Raw genomic sequence first — 15,074 nt, forward strand, 5'->3', positions numbered from 1 at the left:
CATTTGCACGCTCGTCCCTGAGTTTGTATCGGCCCTTGTCTGGCGACGCTGACCTCGTGAAGCGGTTCTCACGGCGGTCGGGGTGTGAACACGGGACGCGAGGCGCCCAGGAGCCGCACGCACGAGACGACGCACATGAGCAACCGACTGTTCGTAGGTAACCTGTCCTTCCAGACCACCGAGGAGGACCTCCAGCAAGTTTTCGCAGATTTCGGTGAGATCGCCGAGATCCGCCTCGTCCTCGACCGTGAGACCGGTCGTTCGCGTGGCTTCGCCTTCGTGGCGATGGCCGACGACGAGGCTGCCAAGCGCGCCACCGAAAGCCTCAACGGCCAGATGCTCGACGGCCGCCCGCTCCGCGTGAACGAGGCCGAAGAGCGCCGCGATCGCCCGGGTGGCGGCGGCGGCGGCGGTGGCGGCGGTAGCCGTCCGTTCGGCGGCGGCGGCGGTGGTGGTAGTCGCGGCGGCGGCGGCGGCTTCGGCGGCGGCGGTGGTGGCTTCGGCGGCGGCGGCGGCGGTGGCGGTCGCGGTGGCTTCGGCGGCGGCGGCGGTGGCGGTCGTGGCGGCGGCGGTGGCCGTGGCGGCGACCGTGGCGGTCGCGGCGGTGGCGGCGGCGGCGGTCGCTGGTAGCCAGCCCCGTCCGTCCTCGACACACAGGACGACGACCCCTCGAGACGCGAGCAGGAGCCCAGCTCCTCGCTCGCGTTTCGCGCTCGAGCGCCCTGATTTTCTCGCCCGGACCGGCCAGGAGCGATCTCCCCCGCGACCCGCGCCCGGACGCCCCGATACCTGCGGTATTCTGCGCCTAACGCGTGTCTCCCCGCCGCCTCCGTCACGTCGTCCTCGCGGCCAGCCTCGGCGTCGCGGCCCTCGCCCTGGTCGGCGCCGGCCCGCCCGCGCCCGCCGGCCCGGACGCCCCGTCCGACCAGTTCTCGGCCACCCGCGCCCGCGACGAGCTCGCGCACCTGCTCGGCGACCAGCGCCCGCACCCGGTCGGCTCCGCCGCCAACGACGCCGTGCGCGCCCGCCTGGTCGCCCGCCTGCGCGCCCTCGGCCTCGAGCCCGAGGAGCAGCGCAGCTTCGCCTGCAGCGACGCCGGCACCTGCGCCCCGGTGACCAATGTGATCGCCTGGCTCCCGGGACAGGTCGCCGGCCCGGCCCTGGCGATCACCTCGCACTACGACTCGGTCGGCGCCGGCCCGGGCGCAGCGGATGACGGGCACGGGGTGGCGACGACGCTGGAGCTGCTGCGGATCTTGCTCCCGCTCCCGCGCCATCCGCCGCTGGTGGCGGTGTTCACCGACGGCGAGGAGGCCGGCCTGCTCGGCATGCGGGCCTTCGCCGAGCACCCCCGCGCCAGCGAGATCGGCGTCGTCCTCAACCTCGAGGCCCGCGGCACCACCGGCGCCGCCAGCATGTTCGAGACCAGCGACGGCAACAGCGCCCTGATCGCCGCGTTCGCCGGCGCCGGCGCCAGCGCCCTCTCACTGTCCTACGAGATCTACCGCCGCCTGCCCAACGACACCGATCTCACGGTCGTCAAGCAACACGGCCTTCAGGGCATGAACTTCGCGTTCATCGGCGGCGTGCTGCGCTACCACACCCCGCGCGACGACCTCGACCACCTCGACCTCGGCAGCGTGCAGCAGCAAGGCGACGCCGTCCTCGCCACCGCGCGCAACCTGCTGGCCGCCGAGCTGCCGCCGCCCTCGCCCCACAACGCCCACTACGTCGACCTGCTCGGCCTCTTCTTGCTGCGCTGGCCCGCATGGGTCGACGTCCCGCTGGCCGCCGCCGCCCTGCTCGCCCTGCTCCTCACCGCGTTTCGCCGCCGCCGCGAGCTGACCCCGCGCGCCGTCCTGCTGGCCCTCGCCGCCCCGTTCGTCGCCGTGCTCGCGGCCGCCGTCGCCGCGACCGGCCTGCTGCGCGCCGCCGAGGCTCTCACCAACCCGCTCGGCCCCTGGCGCGCCTCCACCTCGCTCGCGCTGCTCGGCCTCGCCGCCGCCGCCGTCGCTGCCAGCCTCGCCGCCGCCCGCCCGCTGATCCGCCGCGCCGGCCCGCTCGCCCAGTCGCTCGTCACCTGGCTGCTGTGGACCGTGCTCGCCCTCGTCGTCGCCACCCAGGTCCCCGGCGCCGCGATCCTCCTGCTCGCGCCCGCCGTGCTCGCCGCGATCGCCCCTGCCTCTCGCCTCGCCCCGATCGCCGCCGCCCTGCTCGCCGTCGCCGTGTGGGCCCCGCTCGGCCCGGCCCTCGTCGAAGCCCTCGGCCTCGACCCCGTGCTCGTCGGCGCGACCGTCGGCTGGCTCGTCACCGCCCTGCTCCCCACATGTCCCGAAGAACCTGGTGAAAAGACCCTGTCCCTATGGACATGGTCTTTCGCGCTGGTCGCCCTCCTCGCCGTCGGCGCCGCCGCCCTCGCCCCGCGCCACGACTTCGACCACCCGAGCAAGGCCAACCTCGTCCACCTCACCGACCTCGACCTCGGCCGCGCCTGGCACGTCGTCGACGCCCCGGCCGGCGTGCCCGGCCCGCTCGCCGACGCCCTCGCGTGGGACCAGCCGCGCCCGCTGCTGCCGTGGTCGAGCCGCCCCGTGCCCGCGGCCCCCGCGACCCTGCTGAGCGACGACGGCCCTCGCCTCGAACCGCGGGCTCCGGCCGCGAGCGATCTGCCGGGCCGCCTCGTCATGACCTTGCGGGCTCGCCCCGGCGCGCTCGGCTCCATGCTCGTCATCCCCGCCGGCGCCGTCGCCACCCTCCGCGTCGGCGGTCGCGTCCTCGAGCCGTCGCGGCTTCGACCTGGCCCTTCGGACACCCGCATCGTCACCGTGTTCGGCTCCGCGGCCGAGGGCGTCGAGGTCGTCGCAGACATCACCACCGCCGCCGCGTGGACCCTCGTCGACATCGCCCCCGGGCTCGCGCCCGACGCCCCGAAGCACGCGCGCCCCGAGTGGGCCGTGCCCTATCAATGGGGTGACTGGATCGCCGCGCGTCGCAGCTTCACACCGCCCACCGCGCAATGATTCGCTGCGACCTTTCGCCCGCGGAAGGTCGCCCTGCGCTCTGGAGCGCGCGCTTGCTGGCCGTCGAGCGCCCATGGTAGCGTCGCCGCGCTGGAGGCTTGGAAGACATGAAGAGCTTGAGATTGATCTTTGGTTTGACGACTTGCGCGTGGTTGGCGGCTTGTGCCGACTCGACCGCCGTCACGACCGACACTGCGAATACCGACACGATGACCGACAGCGCGACGACGCAGCCGACTACCACGGGCGTCCCGACCACCGGTCCTGACCCGACCACCGGCGTCCCCACCACGTCGCTGCCGACCACCACCAACCCGACGTCGACCACGACCTCCACCGACACCACCGAGACGACGACGCTCACCACCGGGCCGGGCACCACCGACACCACCACCACGACCACCGACGGCGAGACCGACACCGACACCACCGCCACTACCGGTCCGGTCGCCGAGTGCGGCAACGGCATCGTCGAGGAGGGCGAGGCCTGCGACGACGGCCGCGACAACGGCCCCGGCAAGGCCTGCAACGCCGACTGTCAGAGCAACGCCTGCGGCGACGGCGACGTCGGCCCCGGCGAGGAGTGTGACGACGGCGCCGGCAACGGCGACATGAACAGCTGCAAGGCCGACTGTACCGACAACGTCTGCGGCGACGGGGCCGTCGGTCCCGGCGAGGGCTGCGACGACGGCAACGACGTCGACGGCGACGACTGTACCAACGCCTGCGCCCTGCCGACCTGCGGCGACGCGATCGTCGCGGCCACCGAGGAGTGCGACGACGGCAACGACGACAACACCGACCTCTGCACCGACACCTGCACCAACGCCGCCTGCAGCGACGGCTTCGTCCAGGAGGGCGTCGGCGAGCAGTGCGACGACGGCAACGCCAACGCCGACGACGGCGACTGCACCACCACCTGCAAGGACGCCCTGTGCGGCGACGGCCACGTGTGGAGCAGCGGCAGCGGCACCGAGGAGTGCGACCTCGGGGCCGAGAACGGCCCGGGCAAGGCCTGCAACGCCGAGTGTCACTTCAACGTCTGCGGCGACGGCGACCAGGGCCCCGAAGAGGCCTGCGACGACGGCAACCTCGACAACGGCGACGGCTGCAACGCCATCTGCGGGCTCGAGGAGTGCGGCAACGAAGTCCTCGATTTCGGCGAGGAGTGCGACGACGGGGCCAACGGCGAGCCCGACGACGGCTGCACCGACAACTGCGCCTTCCCCGACTGCGGCGACGGCTTCGAGCAGCCGAGCCTCGGCGAGCAGTGCGACCTCGGCGCGGGCAACAACGACACCGGCGCCTGCACCCTCGCCTGCCTCGCGGCCGCCTGCGGCGACGGCCTGATCCACGCCAACGTCGAGCAGTGTGACGACGGCGCCAACAACGGCCCCGGCCAGGCCTGCAAGGCCGACTGCTCCGCCAACTTCTGCGGCGACGCCGACGTCGGCCCCGGCGAGGCCTGCGACGACGGCAACGCGAGCAACAACGACGACTGCACCAACGTCTGCAAGTTCGCCACCTGCGGCGACGGCTTCGAGCAGGGCAGCGAGCAGTGCGACCTCGGCGACGCCAACGACAACGTCGGCCAGTGCACCCTCGCCTGCAACCTGCCCGACTGCGGCGACGGCTTCGTCCAGCCCTCCAACATGGAGGAGTGCGACGACAGCAACATGTCGAACACCGACGCCTGCCTCGACACCTGCAAGGGCGCTAGCTGCGGCGACAGCCACGTGTGGGCCGGCAACGAGCAGTGCGACGACGGCAACCAGATCGAGACCGACGACTGCCTCAATAGCTGCAACGACCCGACCTGCGGCGACGGCCACGTGTGGGCCGGCAACGAGCAGTGCGACGACGGCAACGACATCGACAGCGACACCTGCACGCACCTTTGCAAGCCGCCCGCCTGCGACGACGGCATCAAGAGCGGCGCCGAGTCCGACGTCGACTGCGGCGGTGGCACCTGCGCCAAGTGCCCGGTCGGCGACACCTGCGTCAGCCCCGGCGACTGCACCACCGGCAACTGCGCCCTCGGCGTGTGCGCGCCGGCGCAGTCGTGCAAGCAGCTCCACACCGGCAACCCGGCCCTGCCGAGCGGCAAGTACATCATCGACCCGGGCCTCCTCGGCGCCCCGCCGTTCGAGGTGTGGTGCGACATGGACACCGACGGCGGCGGCTGGACCGTGTTCCACGGCATCAGCGGCGCCGACGGTGAGCGTACCCTCGTCACCAACACCGAGAACCTGAACGGCAACCCGCTGAACTTCCAGCACTACAGCATCAACCAGCTCAAGAAGGCCGGCCTCAGCCTGATCTCGACCGAGACGATCTTCGTCCGCAACAACGGCACCTGGCTGCGCGTCAACAAGCCGGCCTTCACCCCCGCACTCATCCAGCCCGACGCCTCGTGGAAGGGCTCGGTGGTCATCACCGCCAACAACGGCGCGACCGCCAACGCCTTCATGGGCTGGGCCAACCTCCCCGCCAAGATCCTCAAGGGCGGCGACTTCGGCATCACCTCGACCCCTGACGGCCAGATCAACTGCTCGAACAAGGCGACCACCCAGGGCTTCACCAACGAGACCGCCAGCGCCTTCATGCTCAACGGCTGCTGCGATTTCCACTACCTCTACAGCTATTCCGGGGTCGACAACGACGCCGACGCCGGCTACGACGTCAAGGTCCCGCTCGGCACGTGGGCTGCCACCCCGGAGTCGGCCGGCACCTGCGAGCTGACGCGCCCCGAAGGCGGCGCGATCAAGTTCTACGCCGGCATGCGCTGAGCCGCAAAACCCGCTTCGGGGCGTGCAGCGATTACACGCCCCGAACCAGAGAACGATCGCTCGGCCGCCTGAAGGTGGCCGCGCGGCTTTAAGGCTCCTTGATCACATCCCCCGGCGCTTCGGGGAGGCGCTTGAACCCAAACGCGACGGTCCCGGGTTCGTTCACCGGCGCGAGGAGCCGAAGCGAGTGCCGCCCGGGACGCAGCGTGGTCCACCGCGGAGTCCCGCCCTTCTGCGTCTCCATGAAGCCGGTCGAGCAAGCACCACACGGGAAGATCGACACGGCGGTGTTGGGTTGATCGAACTTCACGTGTATGTCCGGCACGAACGTGGCGAGCTGCTCGTCACCCGCCAGACGCAGCTCGTAGAAGCTCGTCTCATAGATGTCGAAGGTGAACTCGACGCTCATGCGCCCGTCGTAGGGGCCGATCGTGTCGGCACGCGAGCAGTCGATCTCGGACTCCATCTCGAAGTATTCACCGTTCCACGGGATCGCCGGCGCGTTGCACTCGCTCAGCAACGCGTCGAAATTACAATCGCTCCATGGATTTGTCAGATCCTGAAACTCAGCGACGCTCTCAGCCAGGGACACGCCCAAGCCGTCGTGAAAGTTTTGATCGATCTGCTCGATCGTCGCATCTGCCGCGACCTCCGAGTACAGGCGAATAAAATCGTCGATGCCATGCCGCCCGATGAGGTACCCGGCGAACTGTCCCACGACGGGATAGGCTCCGGAGAAGCCGGCCAATTCGCTGTGAGACAGCTCCAACAGATCGAAGATCTCGATATCGTGTTTGGCATCCTCACGGAACAGTCGACCATCATAGCCTTCGAAGGCAACGGCAGCTCCCTCGGTGAAGAACGGTCGCGGGTGCCTGTCCTTGATCCTGTAGGTGATATTGTGAATCAGTTCATGGTTCAGCGGCGCCATCGTGGATGCCGACCTGCCGCCGCCCTGCGCACACCCCGACACGTCGGGAATGCTGCAGTGCTCTTTCAGCGTCTCCGAATCCTTCACCCAGGTGTATCGAATGCGGTCATCTCCGACCGGCGCCTGGACCCCGAAGCGCATGGAAGCTTGCGAGATGAAGCTGTCCATGTGCTGCATCGTCCCGCCGCACAGTTCGAGCCCCTCGTCGGCGATCACCACGACATGCTCGCCCTCGTAGGAGGGCTGCTCTTGCTCGCCCGTGCTCGGCTCGGGCCCCTCTGTCGACGGCATGTCGTTGCTCGTCGTCGACTCCGTCCACCCCGCCTCACTCGTGAGAGCTTCCGAGGTCCCCGAGGTGCTCGACGCGCTCGAGCTCGTCGTGAGAATTTCAGAGCCCGTGGTGCTCTGTTGCGCGACTTCCTCGCCGGCGCAATGCGCCCCGGCGATGCAAACGGCGACCATCCGGACCGAGACAGAGATACGCATCGAGCTCCAGTAGAGTGCGTAATTCCGGGCGCCGTCAACGTCCTCGTCGCACGATCGCGACACCTTCAAGCCCTGAAACTCGCAGCCCCTTTGAACAGCCCGCGAGGTCAGCTCTCCGAACCGGGATCCTCGCCCCGTCGCCGCAGCGCCAGCGCCCCCGCGGCCGCGAGCAACGCCCCGGCCCCCGACCCCCCGTCCGCCGTGCAGCCGCATCCGCCGTCGTCGTCCAGCACCCCCCCGCCGCCCGAGTCGGTCGCCTCCGCGTCGGTGCTCGCGGCCGTCGTGCTCACGCCCGTCGTGCTCACCGCCCCGCTCGTCGGCGCCGCCCCGGTGTCCGAGCTGCCGCCCGACTCCGTCTCCCCGCCGGTCGTCTCCGGCAGCGGCTCGAACTCGGGGAACGGCCCGCGGATCGCCACCGTCAGGTGGTCGAACATGAGGTTGACGAACATCGTCTTGCCGTCGGGCGAAAAACACACCCCGGCGAATTCGCTGTCACTCTTGGCATTGCGGGCAAAGTCGAACACATGCCCCTTGGCGTCGAGCCCACGCACGTAGTTGTCGCCGTTGCCGTCCTCCGCCATGAACAGCTCGCCCCACGGCGCGACGGTGATGTTGTCCGGATGGTCGAGCACCTCGAGGTCCTCCGAGCGCGCCACCAGCTCGAGCGTCCCCCCGTCGGGCCCGTCGACCAGTTTGAAGATCTGACCGCCGCCGACCGGCCCCCCGTTCGTCGAGCACACATAGACCGCGCCCTGCCAGTAGACGATGCCCTCGCCGCGCTTGACCACCGCCGCGCCCTTCGCCTGCGCCTTGGCCCGCACGCTGTCGTCGTTCGGCGTCGGCTCGTCGACATCGACCCACGCGATCGCCACCACCTGGCCGACCTCCATGTCCGTCGTCGCGAATCGATCGACCTCGACCGCTCGCAGCGCCTGCAGCTTGCCGGTGAACGGGTCGGCCTTGTCGTCCGGCACGAACCGATAGAGGCAGCTGTCGCCGCGATCTTCGGTGAGGTAGGCGACGAACGTGCGCGGATCGATGCAGGCGGCCTCGTGCCTGTACCGCCCATAACCGGCGATCTGTCGCGGCGGCTGCACGCTCGTCGCCTCCGTCGAGCACAGGTAGGTGTAGCCGTGCTTGCCGTCGACGGTCTCCTCGCACGACAGCCAACCCCACGGGCTCATGCCACCGGCACAATTACGCAGGGTGCCGAACAACACCAGGTTGCTCGACTTCAGCTCGAGCGTGTCGTTGTCGATCACGAGCCGCGTGACCCCGCCCGACGCCCCCGGGTTGTAAGCCTCCGGCGGCACCGGCTGCTCGGGGTAGAGCGGCGTGTGCAAGATGTCGAGCACGCCGAGCTCATGGTTGCGCATGAGGATGATGGTGCCGTCCGGCCCGGGGAACGCACCCATGGCGTCGGGGAGCCCAGGAGAGCGATAGCCGTCACTCAGCGGATCGAACAACCGAGTCAAAATTTTATAGGAGAAGCCGGGCGGCAGATCGAGGATGCCGTCCGGGTCGGACACCAGGTCGCCGTATTTCGCAGCCCGGGCGATGCGGTGATAGGTGAACGTGAATGGCAGCGCCGCCGAGCCCGCGATCGCCGCCCCGCCGCGCAACAGCCCCCGCCTGCCGAACTTCATGCACGCCCATGATCGCCAGCTCCAGCCCCCTCTTCAAGCCCGGCACCGTGACGATCATCACCGCCGCCGCGGCCGGGCTCGCTCCCATACCTGACCTTTGCGACAGCCTCGTCGGCCGGCTTCGCCACCTGTCCCTTGCGACATCCGGCGCCGCCCCCCGCCTCGTGCGGGCGGTGCTATAGTCGCGCCCGTTTGCCGCCTCTCGGCCGCACCAGCCTCCTCGGCACGCTGCTCGCCTACGCCGGCCTCACCCTCGGCGTCTGCATCCTCTCGCGCGCGTCGGCCTGCGCGGGCGCGCCCCAGCCCGCCAGCCACGGCACCGCCGCCGAGGAGACCGCCCTGTGGGCCTTCTTCGGACCTGTCGCTCCGGGCATGTCGCTCGGGACATGGTCCATCGTACATGTCACTCCGCCGCGCGGCGGCTCGGTGATCTTCACCCTGCGCGCCGCCGGCCTCCCCGACCTCGAGCTCGCCGTCACCCGCCTCGTGCCCGACGGCCCGCGCCCGCTGGCCCGCACCGCTCACCTGGCGCTGTACCTCGCCCGACCTGACCCTTCGGACAGCCCTACCCCATCCGCGACCCTCGCCGCCGCCACCGCCCTCGCCGAGGCCTTCACCGCCCGCGAGGCCGCCATGTCCCCGCCGCTCGCGCCCCTCACCCCCTGAACGAGCGGCCAGCTCGCTCTTACAACCTGTCTCTTCGGACATCCTATCCGGCACCTCAGCCAGCCCCTCCGCCTCTCTCTTCCACATCCTCGACTGGCCCTCTCCGCTCACCGAACCACGCCCTGTCCGCTCGACCAGCATCGCCCCTCTCGTCCACATCCTCGACCATCGCTCACCGCTCCTCGAACCACCGCCTGACCCATCGGCCAGCCTCGCCCGCCCTCCCCGCGCATGAAGTCCTCCGCTCGCCTCGCCGCGCCCGCGCTGCTCGTCGGTCTCGCCGCCGTGCACCTCGCGCTCGCGTGGCCCGGCGCTGGCGAGCGCGGCGTCATCGCCGAGGAGATCACGCCCTACCTGGCGCGTCACCCCGTCGTGCTCGCCAGCGCCGACGGCGGCGGCGTCCGCCTGCTCCCGCCGCACGATCGACCCGAACATCGCGGCTGGGTCTCGACCGCGCAATGGCCCAACCTCGCCTACGTCGGTGACAGCCGCACCTGGCCGCTGCTTATTAAAGGCCACCAGAGCGCCCTCGGCACCTGGTATGGCATCGCCGCCGCGCCCGTCCTCGGCGACGGCATCGCTGGCGTCCGCCGCAGCTCCGTCCTCCTCGGCCTCGCCCTCGTCGGCCTCGTGTTCGCGCTGGCCCGTCGCCTCGGTCTCGGCCTCGCGCTCGCCAGCGCCGCCGCGCTCGCGTGCGTGCTCTCGCCGGGCCTCCTGTTCTTCGCCCGCACCGGCTACGGCTTCGAGCTCGCCAGCCGCGTCGCCATGCTCGCCGCGCTCGTCATCGCCGCGCGTCCGCTCACCACCGCGCGCAGCCTCGCGCTCGGCCTCGTCCTCGCCGCCGCGATCCTCTGCCGCGCCACCATCGCCGTCACCCTGGTGCCCGCGCTGCTGCTCCTGCTGGTCGCCCGCGGCAATTCCGTGCGCCGCCCCGCGCTCGCCCTCGGCCTCGGCGCTGCCATCCCGCTGCTGTTCGCGCTCGTCGTCCAGCTCGCGATCCCGCTGCACGAGGGCACCGCTCCCGCGGCCAAGCTACCGCTCGCCGACCTGGCCCATAGGACAGCCGCCGCCCCGGCCACCCTCGCCGCCCAGCTGGCGTGGATCGCCGATCCCAACACGATCCTCCTGCCGCTCGTCGCCGACCTCGCGCGCTCGCCCCTCCTCGGCCTGGTCTTTGGGACAGCCGTCCTCGCGCTCGCCCTGGCTCGCTGGTGGCGCGCTCGCGCCGGCGACGGCGAATGCATGTTCGTCGCCGCGATCCTCGGCAACGCCCTGTGCGGCGCCTGGCTGTACGGCGACCCGCAGCAGTTCCAGCTCGGCATGGCCCTGGAGCCCCTGTTCGTGCTCGCCGTCGCCCACCAACTGCACTCCCTGCGCTCGCCGCGGATCGCCGCGCTCGCGATCGCCGCCCTGCTGGCCGCCCGCGCCTGGCAATGCGGCGTCCTCCTGGCCGCCGAGCGCACCGTCGGCAACCCCATGCTCAGCGGCGCCGCCCAGCGCCAATTGACCGCCGCGCTCCTGGGCCACCACCCCGGCCCCGGCGACATCGTCACCACCACCTACAATCACGTCGGCATGCTCGAGGCCTGGGCCCCGCAATCACCACACCCGCCGATTCACGCCTATCGCGCGCTCCGCCGCGGCCGCGACGACGCCGCGGCGATCTCCGCCTGGACGGCGATCCTCCGCGCCTATCCGGCCCGCTTCATCGTGGTGTCCACCGGCCCCAATCTCTTCGACGGCCCCTTCACCGACAACGCCGCCACCGAGCGCGCCCTCCACTCCGCCCTGCCCGCCGCGGCCCGGCGAATCGTCGCCCGCCGCGAGTTCGCCTGCGAATCTGGCCGCCCCTGCCTCGCATTGCTCGAGCTCTCGCCGCCGCCGTGATTGTGCGTAGCCCGCACTCGCATTCGTGACTCGGCGCGAATCGTCGGTCCACGCATGCAGAAGGGGCGGCTTCGCGCAGCTTTTTATTTGACTGCGGGCGCGCCCTCGCGCTTTGATGCGCACTGGAGTGTCTTTTTCTCATGCGTAGCAGCGTGCTGTCGTCTCTGGCCTGTATGGCCGTCCTCGCCCTCCCCGGCCTCGCGCACGCCAACGTCGGCGTCGCCTTCGTCCACGGCACTGGCAAGCAGACCAATGCCCTGGCCGACTATTGGACGGCCCCGTTCGTCGATTCCGTGCGCCAGGGGCTGCCCAACCCCAGCAATTACGTCGTCATCAATTGCGACTTTGAACAGTACATGTTCGATCCGGAGGCTGCTGGCTGCCTCGCCGGTCAGCTCACCAGCTTCATCAACACCAAGAAGATCACCTCGATGGTGGTGATCACCCATTCCAACGGCGGCAACGTGATCCGGTGGATCCTCTCCAACCCCACCTACGATAGTCGCTACCCCAAGATCATCAACACCATCCGGTGGGTCGACGCCCTCGCGCCCTCGAGCCTCGGCACCCCGCTGGCCGACGCCGTCACCGCCGGCAACAGCTTCGAGAAGTCGCTCGGCTGGCTGCTCGGCTACAAGAGCGAGGCCGTGACCATGCAGCAGACCAGCCACATGGCCTTCTACAACAGCAACTACCTCTACGGCACCGCCGGCCGGCCCGCGCTCCCGCGCGAGCTGTGGTCCATCGTCGGCACCGACGTCGACTCCTCGCCCCTCGACAACGACTCCTACTGCGGCGGCTACTCGCTCAACGTCGGCCTCGAGACCACCCAGAACTGGCTCGACGCCTGCTCCGACGGCTTCCTCGAGTGCAGCTCGCAGGCCGGCGCCGGCTACGTGTGGTTCTACGACACTGAATTCGCGATCGGCGGCGAACCGCTGAGCCACGCCCAGAGCCGTCGCAATTGCTTCGGCCTCGACGTCGTCCTGCGCAACGACGTCTGATCTGTCTTCTCCTTCGCCGCCCGCTCCTTCACGAGGATCTTCCGTCATGCTGACCCGCCTCTGTCTCCTCTCGCTCGGCGCCGCCCTGCTCGCCGCTCCGACCGCCGCTGCCGCCCCCGCCGCTCCCGACGTCCGCCTCTCCGCGCCTGTGGCCGGCGACATCGCCGGCGACCGCCTCGCCACTGAGGTCCCCGCCGTGTCCGCCGCCATCGATCGCGCGCCCGTGGCGATGAGCTGGCCGATCGACCAGGCCGCCGACGACCTCCAGAGCCGACCTGCGGCCCACCGCGCCGAGAGCCGCGTCTGGTGGCGCCGCTTCGAAGTCGCCGCCCTCGCCAAGGGCGTCTCGCTGCCGATCAGCGAGCCCGGCGCGCTGCTCAAGCTCAGCCCGCAGGACGGCGCCAGCATCGGACTCGACGCCCTCGAGCTCGTCGATGCGCAGGGCCGCGTGCTCGCTGGCGCCGACGCCCTCAAGCCGCTCGTCGACCCCAGCCACCTGCGCAGCGCCGGCGCCCCCTTCGCGCCCGGCACCGCCATGTTCACCCTCCGCCCCGACCTCGGCGTCGGCGCCTTCGTGCTGCGCGCCCGCGTGCGCTCCGCCGTGCTCGTGCACGTGCTCGAGCGCGACGCCGGTGCTTACCTGTCCCTCGAGCCAGACGCCGACCTCGCGCTGGTCGGCGGGCGGCTGCAGGTGCGCGCGCACCTGCGCGACGGCGAGGCTGTCCTCAAGGCCAGCTCGATCAAGGGCGAGCTCATCGCCCCCGACGGCGAGATCACCCGCTTCGACCTCGCCCGCGCCGCCGACGGCAGCTATCGCGCCGAGCTCGCCGCCCCGCGTCGCGCCGCCGCCCCGGGCGCCCTGCACACGCTCCAGGTCCACGCCGAGGGCGTCACCGCGCGCGGCGTCCCGGTCCGGCGCACGGTCACCAATGCGGTCTCCATCGCCGCGCCCACCGCCCGCTACACCGGCGGCGTGACGGTCGAGGACAGCGGCGACGGACGTCTGCGCATTCGCCTCCAGGTCGAAGTCGGCGCCGCCAGCCGCTTCGGCGCCGCCGCGGTCCTCCACGGCACCAATCGCGGCGGCAAGCTCCAGCCGCTCGGCGTCGGTCAGGCCGCGGATTGGCTCGAGCCCGGCCCCGGTGAGCTCGTGCTCGAATTCGACGAGGCCACGCTCAAGGCCGCCGGCCTGCGCGGCCCCTACGAGCTCCGCGACCTCCGCCTCGTCGATCAGGGCCGCCTCGCCACCGTCCATCGTCAGGCCCGCGCGCTGGCGCTCCCGACCGCGCGACGCTGATCTGTCCCAAGGGACATCTCACCGGACCTCCTGTGTGGTCCGGCGCTCGCCGAGTCGCCGGACCGCACGACGACTCGGCCGCTCGGACAGTTGCGCCCGTCAGCGCGATCGGTAAGCTGGGCGGCTATGAGTTCAAAATGCCTCGCCCTAACTCACGCCTTAATCGCCGTCCAGCTCGCCGCCTGTGGTGAGCCCGTGACCCAGGGCGACACGGGCAACATGAGCGACGGCTCGTCGACCACCGACGGCAACCTGACCGCGACGACCGTCCCGACCACCGGCCCGACCGGCAGCGGCAGCGAGACCGGCACGAGTGACAGCGAGGGCAGCGGCAGCAACAGCGACACGCAGGCCACCACCTCGACCAGCACCACCGACCCGCTCACCGGCACGAGCGCGACCGACAGCACGGCGACCACCACGCCCGGCACGACCACGCTCGACACCACCACGCTCGACACCACGACGACCACCGACTCGACGACGTCGACCGCGAGCACCACCGGCGAGACCGCGACCGACACCACCGACGGCACCACGAGCACCACCGATGGCGGCACCACGGGCGACCCGGTCGGCTGTGGTGATTCGCTGACCGCGGTCATCCGCGACTTCAAGCTCGCGCACCCCGACATGGAGGATTACTGCTGCGGCCAGGTCGACGGCCTCGTCCAGCCTACCCTCGGCCCCGACAAGAAGCCCGCGTTCAAATCGGTCGGCAACCCCAAGATGCTCACCGACGCGCCGACCTTCGCGCAGTGGTACAACGACGTCGCCGACGTCAATCATAAGACCCAGATCTCCCTGAACCTGGTCGAGATTCAGCCCGGTCTCTACTCGTACACCAACAACGATTTCTTCCCGGTCGACAATATGTTGTGGGGCAACGAGGGCCAGAACCACAACTTCCACTTCACGACCGAGATCCACACCAAGTTCCAGTACGCCGGCGGCGAGACCTTCACCTTCCAGGGCGACGACGACGTGTGGGTCTTCATCGACGGTGACCTCGTCATCGACCTGGGCGGCGTCCACGGCGTCGCCAGCGGCACCGTCGACCTCGACGACCTCGGCCTCCAGCTCGGCGACATCTACAACCTCGACGTCTTCCACGCCGAGCGCCACACCGTGCAGTCGAACTTCCGCATCGACACCACGATCTGCGCCGTCCCGATGTGACCGGCCGCTGAATCCGCCCGCGACCTCGCCCTCGATGACCGAGCGCGAGGTCGCGTCGCGACTGCGACCGACCCTCGCGCGGATCAGCGCCGCCTCTCGAGCACGAGTTGAACTCGAATGAGAGCGATATCGAGGCGCGCGGGGCTGCCCGCCCCTTGCCATCGCCCGC

The 15,074-nt window shown here is 70.6% G+C and carries 10 protein-coding genes; 8 read left to right on the top strand and 2 right to left on the bottom strand.

The window, feature by feature from the left end; translation table 11 throughout:
- The first annotated feature begins 135 nt into the window (after positions 1 to 135).
- The 3 genes from rbp (at position 136) to POL25_RS35315 (ending at position 5,809) form a co-directional block, all read left to right on the top strand.
- Positions 136 to 630 carry an RNA-binding regulator gene (rbp, locus tag POL25_RS35305; protein WP_272090759.1) on the top strand — a complete coding sequence of 165 codons (495 nt, stop codon included), beginning with the start codon at positions 136 to 138 and terminating at the stop codon, positions 628 to 630.
- 182 nt (positions 631 to 812) lie between these two features.
- The gene (locus POL25_RS35310; protein ID WP_272090760.1) at positions 813 to 3,020 is read left to right on the top strand and encodes a M28 family peptidase; all 2,208 of its coding nucleotides are present in this window, start codon (positions 813 to 815) and stop codon (positions 3,018 to 3,020) included.
- Positions 3,021 to 3,127: 107 nt separating this feature from the next.
- On the top strand, positions 3,128 to 5,809 hold the full coding sequence (locus tag POL25_RS35315) for a DUF4215 domain-containing protein (RefSeq protein ID WP_272090761.1): 2,682 nt from the start codon (positions 3,128 to 3,130) through the stop codon (positions 5,807 to 5,809).
- A gap of 88 nt (positions 5,810 to 5,897) precedes the next feature.
- On the opposite strand, the gene POL25_RS35320 is transcribed toward POL25_RS35315, so the two are convergent.
- Complete coding sequence (locus tag POL25_RS35320) at positions 5,898 to 7,226, bottom strand: hypothetical protein (RefSeq protein WP_272090762.1); 1,329 nt, start codon at positions 7,224 to 7,226, stop codon at positions 5,898 to 5,900.
- Between the two features lie 107 nt (positions 7,227 to 7,333).
- On the bottom strand, positions 7,334 to 8,872 hold the full coding sequence (locus POL25_RS35325; RefSeq protein ID WP_272090763.1) for an alkaline phosphatase PhoX: 1,539 nt from the start codon (positions 8,870 to 8,872) through the stop codon (positions 7,334 to 7,336).
- A gap of 192 nt (positions 8,873 to 9,064) precedes the next feature.
- Between POL25_RS35325 and POL25_RS35330 the strand changes: the two genes are divergently transcribed.
- From POL25_RS35330 to POL25_RS44680, 5 genes are all read left to right on the top strand, one after another.
- The gene (locus POL25_RS35330; RefSeq protein WP_272090764.1) at positions 9,065 to 9,538 is read left to right on the top strand and encodes a hypothetical protein; all 474 of its coding nucleotides are present in this window, start codon (positions 9,065 to 9,067) and stop codon (positions 9,536 to 9,538) included.
- A gap of 231 nt (positions 9,539 to 9,769) precedes the next feature.
- On the top strand, positions 9,770 to 11,425 hold the full coding sequence (locus POL25_RS35335) for a glycosyltransferase family 39 protein (protein WP_272090765.1): 1,656 nt from the start codon (positions 9,770 to 9,772) through the stop codon (positions 11,423 to 11,425).
- Positions 11,426 to 11,565: 140 nt separating this feature from the next.
- A complete protein-coding gene (locus tag POL25_RS35340) occupies positions 11,566 to 12,429 on the top strand; it encodes a hypothetical protein (protein WP_272090766.1) in 864 nt (287 codons plus the stop codon).
- A 46-nt stretch (positions 12,430 to 12,475) separates the two neighbouring features.
- Positions 12,476 to 13,726 carry a DUF4785 domain-containing protein gene (locus tag POL25_RS35345; protein WP_272090767.1) on the top strand — a complete coding sequence of 417 codons (1,251 nt, stop codon included), beginning with the start codon at positions 12,476 to 12,478 and terminating at the stop codon, positions 13,724 to 13,726.
- A 195-nt stretch (positions 13,727 to 13,921) separates the two neighbouring features.
- On the top strand, positions 13,922 to 14,905 hold the full coding sequence (locus POL25_RS44680) for a fibro-slime domain-containing protein (RefSeq protein ID WP_272090768.1): 984 nt from the start codon (positions 13,922 to 13,924) through the stop codon (positions 14,903 to 14,905).
- The last annotated feature ends 169 nt before the right edge of the window (positions 14,906 to 15,074 follow it).

Origin of the sequence: Nannocystis bainbridge (assembly GCF_028368995.1) — a bacterium.
GTDB classification, from domain to species: Bacteria; Myxococcota_A; Polyangia; order Nannocystales; family Nannocystaceae; genus Nannocystis; species Nannocystis bainbridge.

Coding starts and splice junctions, on each gene's coding strand:
- POL25_RS35335 (WP_272090765.1), top strand. CDS start 9,770: ATGAAGTCCTCCGCTCGCCTCGCCGCGCCCGCGCTGCTCGTCGGTCTC.
- POL25_RS35320 (WP_272090762.1), bottom strand. CDS start 7,226: ATGCGTATCTCTGTCTCGGTCCGGATGGTCGCCGTTTGCATCGCCGGG.
- rbp (WP_272090759.1), top strand. CDS start 136: ATGAGCAACCGACTGTTCGTAGGTAACCTGTCCTTCCAGACCACCGAG.
- POL25_RS35340 (WP_272090766.1), top strand. CDS start 11,566: ATGCGTAGCAGCGTGCTGTCGTCTCTGGCCTGTATGGCCGTCCTCGCC.
- POL25_RS35325 (WP_272090763.1), bottom strand. CDS start 8,872: ATGAAGTTCGGCAGGCGGGGGCTGTTGCGCGGCGGGGCGGCGATCGCG.
- POL25_RS35315 (WP_272090761.1), top strand. CDS start 3,128: ATGAAGAGCTTGAGATTGATCTTTGGTTTGACGACTTGCGCGTGGTTG.
- POL25_RS35345 (WP_272090767.1), top strand. CDS start 12,476: ATGCTGACCCGCCTCTGTCTCCTCTCGCTCGGCGCCGCCCTGCTCGCC.